This is a genomic window from Bacillus sp. ES1-5, from assembly GCF_022487605.1.
In the GTDB taxonomy this organism is placed as follows: Bacteria; Bacillota; Bacilli; order Bacillales; family Bacillaceae_G; genus Bacillus_A; species Bacillus_A wiedmannii.
On record NZ_JAKVPU010000001.1, the window covers coordinates 1,768,570 to 1,778,096 of the forward strand.

At 36.5% G+C, this 9,527-nt stretch carries 9 protein-coding genes; 1 reads left to right on the forward strand and 8 read right to left on the reverse strand.

The features are described from left to right. Positions 1 to 6 precede the first annotated feature (6 nt). The 3 genes from hemH to MKO96_RS09090 all read right to left on the reverse strand — a co-directional run bounded on the left by hemH (position 7) and on the right by MKO96_RS09090 (position 4,310). On the reverse strand, positions 7 to 942 hold the full coding sequence (gene hemH / locus MKO96_RS09080) for a ferrochelatase (protein WP_087979727.1): 936 nt from the start codon (positions 940 to 942) through the stop codon (positions 7 to 9). Positions 943 to 956: 14 nt separating this feature from the next. Next, positions 957 to 2,003: a uroporphyrinogen decarboxylase gene (gene hemE, locus MKO96_RS09085; protein ID WP_000252607.1), complete on the reverse strand. Its 1,047-nt coding sequence runs from the start codon at positions 2,001 to 2,003 to the stop codon at positions 957 to 959. Between the two features lie 189 nt (positions 2,004 to 2,192). Then, on the reverse strand, positions 2,193 to 4,310 hold the full coding sequence (locus MKO96_RS09090) for a transglycosylase domain-containing protein (RefSeq protein ID WP_240587295.1): 2,118 nt from the start codon (positions 4,308 to 4,310) through the stop codon (positions 2,193 to 2,195). 128 nt (positions 4,311 to 4,438) lie between these two features. Here MKO96_RS09090 and hmoB point away from each other — a divergent pair, with 128 nt between their 5' ends. Continuing rightward, positions 4,439 to 4,942 carry a heme-degrading monooxygenase HmoB gene (gene hmoB / locus MKO96_RS09095; RefSeq protein ID WP_016094592.1) on the forward strand — a complete coding sequence of 168 codons (504 nt, stop codon included), beginning with the start codon at positions 4,439 to 4,441 and terminating at the stop codon, positions 4,940 to 4,942. 126 nt (positions 4,943 to 5,068) lie between these two features. Here the strand turns inward: hmoB and MKO96_RS09100 are convergent, their stop codons facing one another. The 5 genes from MKO96_RS09100 to MKO96_RS09120 all read right to left on the reverse strand — a co-directional run. Next, the gene (locus tag MKO96_RS09100; RefSeq protein ID WP_240587296.1) at positions 5,069 to 6,487 is read right to left on the reverse strand and encodes a PH domain-containing protein; all 1,419 of its coding nucleotides are present in this window, start codon (positions 6,485 to 6,487) and stop codon (positions 5,069 to 5,071) included. Then, complete coding sequence (locus MKO96_RS09105; RefSeq protein WP_087979723.1) at positions 6,480 to 6,956, reverse strand: PH domain-containing protein; 477 nt, start codon at positions 6,954 to 6,956, stop codon at positions 6,480 to 6,482. The genes MKO96_RS09100 and MKO96_RS09105 overlap by 8 nt, the downstream gene beginning before the upstream one ends. A gap of 81 nt (positions 6,957 to 7,037) precedes the next feature. Next, on the reverse strand, positions 7,038 to 7,337 hold the full coding sequence (locus tag MKO96_RS09110) for a protoporphyrinogen oxidase (protein WP_240587297.1): 300 nt from the start codon (positions 7,335 to 7,337) through the stop codon (positions 7,038 to 7,040). A gap of 248 nt (positions 7,338 to 7,585) precedes the next feature. Further along, positions 7,586 to 8,533: a hypothetical protein gene (locus MKO96_RS09115; RefSeq protein ID WP_087979721.1), complete on the reverse strand. Its 948-nt coding sequence runs from the start codon at positions 8,531 to 8,533 to the stop codon at positions 7,586 to 7,588. Positions 8,534 to 9,275: 742 nt separating this feature from the next. Next, the coding region (locus tag MKO96_RS09120; protein ID WP_240587298.1) for an LPXTG cell wall anchor domain-containing protein at positions 9,276 to 9,527 on the reverse strand (252 nt) is incomplete at its 5' end.

Here is a 9,527-nt window from a genome sequence, read left to right on the forward strand (position 1 = left end):
TTCTTTTTATAATACAGATTCTTTTTTCTTTAATACAACATCTGTTAAGCAATCAATAAATGCGTCCGATGCATTTGGCATTTCTGGACGATAATATTTCGCGCCGATTTCATCTGTCACAACTTTACACTCAAAGTCATTGTCATATAAAACTTCTAAATGTTCCGCAACAAATCCAACTGGTGCGTATACGAATGAACTGTATCCATATTTTTCGTTTAGTTCTCTCGTTAAATCTTGTACATCTGGACCAATCCAAGGATCTGGTGTGTTTCCTGCACTTTGCCAACCTACTGCATAGTTTGCTACTTCAGCACCTCTTGCAATATAGTCAGCTGTTTCATTTAATTGATCTGGATATGGATCGCCAAGTGCGATAATTTTTTCTGGTAAGCTATGTGCAGATACGATTAATACTGCTTTTTCACGTTCTGCTTCTGACATACCATTATATATACCTTTCACTGCATCAACCCAGTACTGGATGAATTTCGGTTCTTTATACCAGCTATCAATGCCGTGAATTGTTAAGTTTCCAAGTTTCTCAGCTTCTTCTTGTGCTCGTCCTACATACGATTTCACGCTAAATGTAGAATAGTGCGGCGCAAGAACAAGTGCGATTGCATCTTGTATGCCGTCGTTATGCATATCTTTCACTGCATCTTCAATGAACGGTTCGATATGTTTTAAGCCAAGATACATATGGTACTCTACTTCATCTTGTACTGCATTTAAACGCTGTTCTAACTTCTTAGCTTGCTCTAATGTAATAGTAGCTAAAGGAGAAATACCACCAATTGCACGGTAACGCTCTGTTAAATCTTCTAGCATTTCAGGACTTGGCTTTCTTCCTCTGCGAATATGTGTATAGTAACGTTCAATATCTTCTTCTTTATATGGCGTTCCGTATGCCATTACAAGCAAACCAATTTTCTTTTTCATACAGCAATTCTCCTTTACTTCGCTAACTGCCCTTTAGAGTATTCATGAATAAATGTAGTTAAACGTTTTAATGTATCTGGATTTACTTCTGGGAATACACCGTGTCCTAAGTTAAAGATATAACCAGGCTCTTTCATCCCTTGATCTAAAATACCTTTTACATGTTCTTCAATAACAGACCATGGTGCAAGTAAGAATGAAGGGTCCATATTTCCTTGTACCGCCTTATGAACGCCGCGTGCGCGTGCCTCTTCGATCGGTAAGCGCCAATCTAAGCCTACTACATCAAGCGGTAAGTCGTGCCATTCATTTACTAAGTGTGCAGCTCCTACGCCGTGCATAATCATCGGTACACCCACCTTACGGACTTCTGCAAAAATACGCTCCATTGCTGGTTTAATAAATACGCGGTAATCTGCTACATTTACTGTTCCAACCCAAGAATCGAAAATTTGAACAGCTTTTGCTCCTGCGTTAATTTGCGCTTTTAAATATGTAATAACCATATCTGCTAGCTTATCCATTAAAGCGAACCAAGCTTTCGGCTCTGCATACATGAACGCTTTCGTATTATGATAATTACGAGATGGACCGCCTTCAATCATATAGCTCGCTAATGTAAATGGAGCCCCTGAAAAACCGATTAACGGTACGTCTAACATTTCTGTCGTTAATAAACGAATCGTATCTAATATGTACGGTACGTCATCTTCTGGATTGATTTCCCCTAGTTTTTCTACGTCTTGTAAAGAACGGATTGGATTATCAATAACTGGGCCAATACCTGATTTAATTTCTACATCCACACCAATTGCAGGTAGTGGTGACATAATATCTTTATAAAGAATTGCTGCGTCTACGTTATATTGATCAACCGGTAACTTTGTAACGTAAGCACATAACTCTGGATTATGTGTAATTTCAAATAAAGAATACTTTTCTTTTATCTTTCTATATTCCGGCTGCGAACGGCCTGCTTGACGCATATACCATGCTGGTACATAATCAGTACGTTCCCCCCTACATGCTTTTAAAAATGTCTCATTTATAGTTCTTACCAAGACCCTTGCTCCCTTCCTTGCCAATGCTTTTGCTCTAAATACGTTCTATTCCGATATTTATCTTTTTTTACTATACAGCTTGTAAAAACAAAATGCATAACATTATGTACGTTGTTCATGAAATTGACACAAACATTCGTAAAACCGCTTACTATTTTCACAACATTCTTATTATAGCACAGAGAAAAACTATGGTTTAGCTACTTTTGACTTTTCTCCTTCGCGATTCGTTTGTGTGTTATATGGTACAACGTAAAAACTCGGTTTTGAAAAGATGTTAACGAACTTTTCCTCATATTCCCCGGCACCATTTACAGTACCTACATGCGTATGGGTTCCGTTTTCCACTCTATAGATGCGATACATAATTCTTTCATCTGGAAGTGGTGTCCAGCTTAATTTTGCTTTAAATAAACCGAAAGGGCTAAATGCTAATTTCACTTTCACATCTTCAATCTTGCGCAAACGAATCGGAGCACCGATTGTTTCCACACCTTCTGGTTTCATAAACTGCTCTTTCTGTTCTACATTTGCCTTCGTTAAAATTTTCTTAAACAATTTCGTTGCTGACGCACTTTCTCCTTGCAACTGATGCTCTTTATCCGTACGGTCATAACCAATCCAAACAGCACCTACTAAATTTGGCGTATAGCCAACGAACCACATATCTCTAGCTCCATTATCGTCATTTGGTAAGGAAGTTGTACCTGTTTTCCCAGCTAATGCACCGCTATATATGCCTGCTTTCGCTGTCCCTTCCTTCACAACCCCTTCTAACATTTTCGTCATATACCATGCCGTTTGTTTCGAGAAAATTTTCGTTTCTACTTTTGGCGATTCTCCAATGACTGCGCCGTGTCTATTTAACACTTTATCAATCACGTGCGGCTCAATAATAGCGCCATTTGCTAAAAATGCACGATACATTTTCACAAGATCAAATGTTGAAACACCATTTTTCAGCCCGCCAAGTGCTGTACTTAAACCAGCATCGGCAATAGGAACATTTCCTTTCTCTAAATATTGCTTTCCTTCTTCTACCCCTAACTCATTTAATAAAGAAACTGCCGGTACATTTGCTGACTCTAAAATCGCATCATACATCGTCATTTCTTTCGTATATTGACGATTGTAATTTCGAGGTTCATAACCTTCAAAAGAAGTTTTTTCATTCGTTAATAAAGAATACGGATTATATTTTTTCGTTTCGAGTGCTGGTGCATAGACAATAAGTGGTTTTAGCACAGATCCCGGCTGTCTTTTTGCAAAAACACGATTAAAGCCTCTCGGGACATACTTTCTTCCGCCAATCGCTGCTTTAATTCCGCCCGTACGATTATCCATTAATAAAAAAGCACCTTGCGCCCCCTCTTCTTTACCAGGGAAATTCCTCGCATCTTGAAACTGGTTATACGCTACCTTTTGAACTTTTTCATCCATCGGAACGACAAACGTATATCCTCCGCGAAGTACTTCTTGATGAGACAATCCGTATAAACGAGCTGCTTCATCTATAACCATATCAATATACGGCATATATGCGAGTTCATTCTCATCTAAGTTTTTGTAAAGTGCAATGGTCTTTCCTTGATAACGTACGCTCTCTTCGGCAGTCAAATAGCCTTGTTTATGCATCAGTGACAATACGAGATCACGGCGCTCCTTACTCTTTTCTGGAGAGAAATAAGGTGAATATCCGTTTGGTGACTTCGGAAGACCTGCAAGCATTGCTCCTTCTTCTACTGTTAAATCTTCTACATTTTTATTAAAATACAACTTTGCTGCTGCTTGAATACCGTAAGCTCCATGGCCAAAATAAATATGATTCATATACATTTCAAGAATTTGTTGCTTCGTATATTTTTGCTCTAATTGAAGGGAAATTGCGACTTCCTTCAATTTACGCGTAACTGTTTTTTCACGAGTTAAAAAAACGTTTTTAGCGAGTTGCTGTGTAATCGTGCTACCACCTTCGACCTTTTCCCCAGCTAACGTATCTTTATAAAGAGCTCGGAATATAGACGGGTAATCAATTCCTTGATGCTCATAAAAACGAGAATCTTCCACCGCAATAAACGACTGCTGCACGTATTTTGGAATTTGCTCGATTGGTACGAGATCTCTATTTTCTACGTATAATTTCGTAATTTCTTTCCCTTTCTGGTCAACGATACGTGATGAAGAGTGGAAAACGAGCTGCTTTTCATCCGTCATATAGCCACCAGCTAACACAATAAGTTTATAAAATACAATCGCTAATACGAGCGTTGCTAACCCACCTAATAAAGTCCACTTTACTTTCTTCATACACCGGCCTTCTTTCCAAATGATGGTACATTTATTATTTGAAAAAGAAGTATCTTTATGTATATAATCTTCGAAGTTTTTTACGAGAGTTGATATAATAGAAACAAACAATTAAAGGGGGCATTAAAATGAAGGCTATTATTTCATACGAAACACCTCTAGAACAAGCACATTTCACTGCAAAAAATAATGAAAAAGATATGTTTTATAAAGAAAATACAGAAGAATCTGTAGAAGGTTCTCTTCAGTATGACGTACTAGACGCTGTTGGCGAATTTAAAGGACAACCTGGCTACATCGTTTGTAACAACATTTCTGTAACAGACGAAGGTCGCCCAGTATTTGAAAACCGATTCAAAAACCGCGCAGGCCTTATCGAAAACGAACCAGGATTCCAAGCGATCCGCGTTCTACGCCCATTAAGTAACGATACATATGTCATCTTAACGATGTGGGAAACAGAGCAAAACTTTAAAGATTGGACAGAATCACGTTCATTCGAAAACGCTCATAAAAAACGCCCTGCACAAGCAGAAGGACAAGCTCCGGCTCAGGCGCATCCACATGCGGAACAGCAGAAAAGCATCTTCTCTCGTCCGTCATTTGTGACTACTTTTGATGTGTTAGTTTAGTTTTTGGAGTTCAGAGTTTGGAAACCACGGTATGTGAAATTATATCGGCGCAACTTGAAATATATCAGCGATTTTCCTAATATATCGACTTATCGACTAATCACGACACAAAAAAAAGAAACACCATTACACACCGGTGTTTCCTTTTTCTTTATACCAATTATATATACGAAGTGCATCTTCTTTACGCATATGCTTCACTTCATAACCTTGCCCCGCCACTGATACAACAGCTGTACATAGCTCGTCTTTCTTTTGAAAATACGATTGATTATATCCTACTGCTTGCACATGCCTTCTCCGCATGATCCCTGTATATTTCGCAAGACCTCGGTATACCGTGACTAGCTGATTGTCTCGTATCATATAACCACTACTTGTATACCGAGCGTATGCAAGTAACGTAAATATAATAAATAATGGTATTAAAGTGAACAATGCGATATGTTGTTTAAAATATATACTCGCACCGGTAATCGGCACAGCGAGCACAGCACTTGTAATCCAGCCCATTATTACGTAACGGCGTAATGCCGATTTCGGTAAATGAACGATTTCCTCTTCCATTTCATATGGCAACTGCAAATACGTAAGTAACTGCTGGACATCTTTCTTTTTCATAAAGGGATGTAGCATTACTTCATTTCCAGCCGCTTCTATACTTTGAATAACTTCCACTTCGACAGAGCAATATCCGAAAGGTTGACGGAGAATGCCTTCTTTCACTGTAATCGCTTGAATGCGGTGTAATTTTAACACAAACTCTTTCTTATCAAATAATCCCTGCACGATGCGAACTTCATTTCCGTTTCGCTCTATTTTAAAGTTCGCATATTTTAACGCATAGCCAGCTGTCGAAACGACCCACGAGACTGCCATTAAAATCGCCGCCATAACGATTAATTCATATACACCGTTATCCATCACATACGCTTCCACTTTATTTATGAGCCATTCTGGAAGAAATTGATTAAACTCTGTGTAAATAAGAAGTAATCCTGAAAACACTAATCCGAATCTACCAGACGTAATGGAAGCTGCTAAAATCTCTTTCATCGTTAACTGATAAATCGTCTTACTTTCTTCTGCCATGGGTACTTCTTCACTCGCAGCGCTTCTTTTTTTATTTAATAAAGCAATCAGTTCCTTCGCTTCCTCTTCTCTAATGCCAGCTAACATCACTTCTGGCTCACTACCACCGCCCGCTACTTCTATGTTTAACTTCGTCAGTCCAAGCACTTGATAAATGATGTTAGAAGACGTACTAATGTTTTGCACACGTTCTTTATTTAAGTAACTTTCTTTCTTAACGAACACACCGTGCTTTATATGTACAATATTATTTTCAACCCAGTACACTTTGAAATACCATTTTATAGCTGAGAAAATTGCCATAATGAATAATACAAATAAAAGAACAAGATGTAAGAGATACCAAGGTTTTACTTGACCATCTGATTGAAATAAAACTAGAAAAATAAAAGGCAATAAACCCGCAATTCGAATACCTAATAAAATCGTGATCGGATGTTGCCTCTTATACATCCTCCTCACTCACTTTCGCAAGTTCTCCAATTTGTCTTTTCAGCTGCTCTGCTTCTTCTTTCGTTAAGCCTGGAATACTATGAGAAGTTGCCGCTGTTGAAATATGTAATTCTGCTAAATTATACTTTCTCATAATCGGGCCCTGTTCAATCGTTACGTGCTGCACACGGATCATCGGAATGAGTACGCGTTTTACAACGAACATTCCCTTTTGAATCTCAATCTCTTCTTCATTTAATCTGTAACTATAATAACGTTGACGTAAATTTGGAAACACAAAATAATCAAGCGGGATAAATGTAATAGCTCCCGTTACTAACAAACCAAACAACCAGCCCCACCAGTTAAAATTGATCATAAAAAAGAAATACGCAATTACGACTGCTAGTATAACTGCCGCCCCAATTAAAGCGTGGATTCGCCACACTTTCAGCATATTAGAATGAATCTCCCTTTCTAACGGCTGCATCTCATCACTCCAATTATATGAATTTATTAATTATATATTAGCAGAAATTAAGATTTTATATACAATTTTGTAAAATTATAGTTAGCACATCGTATCGAGCATCTCTTTAAAATTCCCTTCATTAATCGAATACACTTGAAACTGAATGTAATCTATTTCATTCGTATTCGGACGGGCATATGGCAAAATATTAAATTTAGAAGCAGATCTTCCTAATATATCTACAATCATTAAAGAAACGTCAATATATTCGAAATCTACACGGAATACTACTGCTTCTCCTGTAAATTCATAGTCTTTAATCGCATCATAAGACTTATTCGCACTAATTAACATCACTTTTAATAGTTGGTTCAAATTTTCTGGTTTAAAATTAATCATATACGCAGCTCCTTTTTTAATAAAAAACTATGAAAACAGTGTAATCTTATACTTTCATAGCTTTACACATCAAATATATAAAAAATAAAGCTAGTTTTTTATATATTTTTTGATATAATTACATACGGGAAACGGGAAGAATTTTGTCTTCCCTTGTGTTTTTATTTGCATCTAGTACTTTTGCTAGATGCCTTTTTTTATGCTAAAAAGGTACCCTCATATACTTTGAGGATACCTTTTTCATCAATTTAGTGCATTTCAATAATTGTACCATCTTCGAATACTTTAAATACGCCAGTAAATCCTGCTCCAGCTGCGCCTTCTATTTTATATGTCGTACGCACTCTAATTTGATAATATTTCTTTCCATTCTCTACTTGCGTATTCTCTAGCGTGTAATCATAGTCTTCTTTATATTCATTTTTAATATATTCTTTCGCTTTCTCAAAAGTAAATGTATCTTGAGTCTTTCCTGTTTCTACCTTTTTATTATTTTCTGTCGCTACTTTTTGAGTCTTGTCTGCTTCTACCTTTTTATTACTCTCTGTCGCTACCTTTTGATTTTTTTCTGCCTCTGTTTTTTGAGTCTTCTCTGTTGCTACCTTTTGGTTCGTTCCTGCATCAGTTTTTTGTGCCTTTGTCGCTGCCGTTACATTCTTTGCAGTTTTTTCTTCTTCACCAATTTTCGTAACTAATCCTACTGCTTTTTTATTATATTCTTCAAGGTTCTTATTATCTTTTGTTTCTGCAACTAACTTATTTAACATCTCTTTCGCTTTTGCATAATTTTTCTTACTTATTAACTCTTCACTTTTCGTCAGTTGCTCACTATACTTCTTTTTTTGTTCTAACACAGCTAGTAATGCTGTTCGTTCTTCCTTTGCCTGCTTTATAAGTGTATTATTCCCATCCTTCATGTTCTCTACTTTTTCAAATGACTTGATTGATTCTTCTACCTTGGTTTCTTCTTTTAACTTCACTGCTTCAATCATTATTTTCGTTTGTTCTACAAGCACCATTACATCTGAATCGTCTCGTTTCTCATCTAGCGCTTTTTCAAATGATGATAAGGCATTTTTATATTCTTTATTCGTTAACGCGGTCTTCCCTGCATCCATTTCTTTTTCAAAATTCCCATTACTACATCCAGCTAACATTAAAAATGTAATTCCAATTACCGTTAATAACTTCCTCATTCTTTCTCCCCCTATGTGTTCCTAAAACAATAACAGCATATGTATAAAAGTCTGTGTAGTAATTAGACTGAAAGTAAAGATGTACTTTGTGTGTTGGAAAGGAAGTACATTTCATTTACTATCATTACTTAAAACTCCTAAATAGTTGGTAGTTGGTTTTCTTCTTTTAAGACAGAAAGGAATTTTAATAATGTGTGTAAAGCTCTCACCAGGCTCTTTACTACACACACTCTTATACACATAGAAAAACTATTTTTAGGTTGCTATTTTTTCAGCTTTACTTTCCTTCTTGTAACATACCGATAAACAAAAGAAAACAAACCGTAACATAAGTTACCATTTGTAACTTTTCTGTAACATAAATGTAACATAAGGTTTTTGAACATACAATAGTTTTTTTACATTATTTTCCCCTATCTACATTTTAAGGTGTTAATACAGTGCTAAAACGAGTTTCATCTCCCACCTGCTATTGGACTATCATCCTTTGAATACTTTAGGAAAAAGCCCTCTTTCTTAAAGTACTCAAATTCATTACATAGATAACTCTTTTTTCACCCAAACATGACGAAGGCCTTTAGCCTTTTATTTTCACATTATATATATTTATATTTATATATATATATTAAGAAAATAGGACGAACTTTTTGTTTCTATTTGCATCGAGTTCTTTTGCTAAATGTTTTTTATACCAAATAAAAAAGGTATCCTCCAATACTTTGAGGATACCTTTTCATTTTTATTATCTCTGCTGTTTTCTACCTAATACGAGCAATCCAAAACTCATCATAATAAGAAGTGCTCCCATATATGGTTCCACAGGCATTTTCTGTCCTGTCTTCGGTAATTCTTTCTCAGGCTTCCCTAGATCCGTTGTTTCTGGTTTCTCTGGATCCGTTGTTTCTGGTTTCCCTGGATCCGTTGTTTCTGGTTTCTCTGGATCCGTTGTTTCTGGTTTCTCTGGATCCGTTGTTTCTGGTTTCTCTGGATCCGT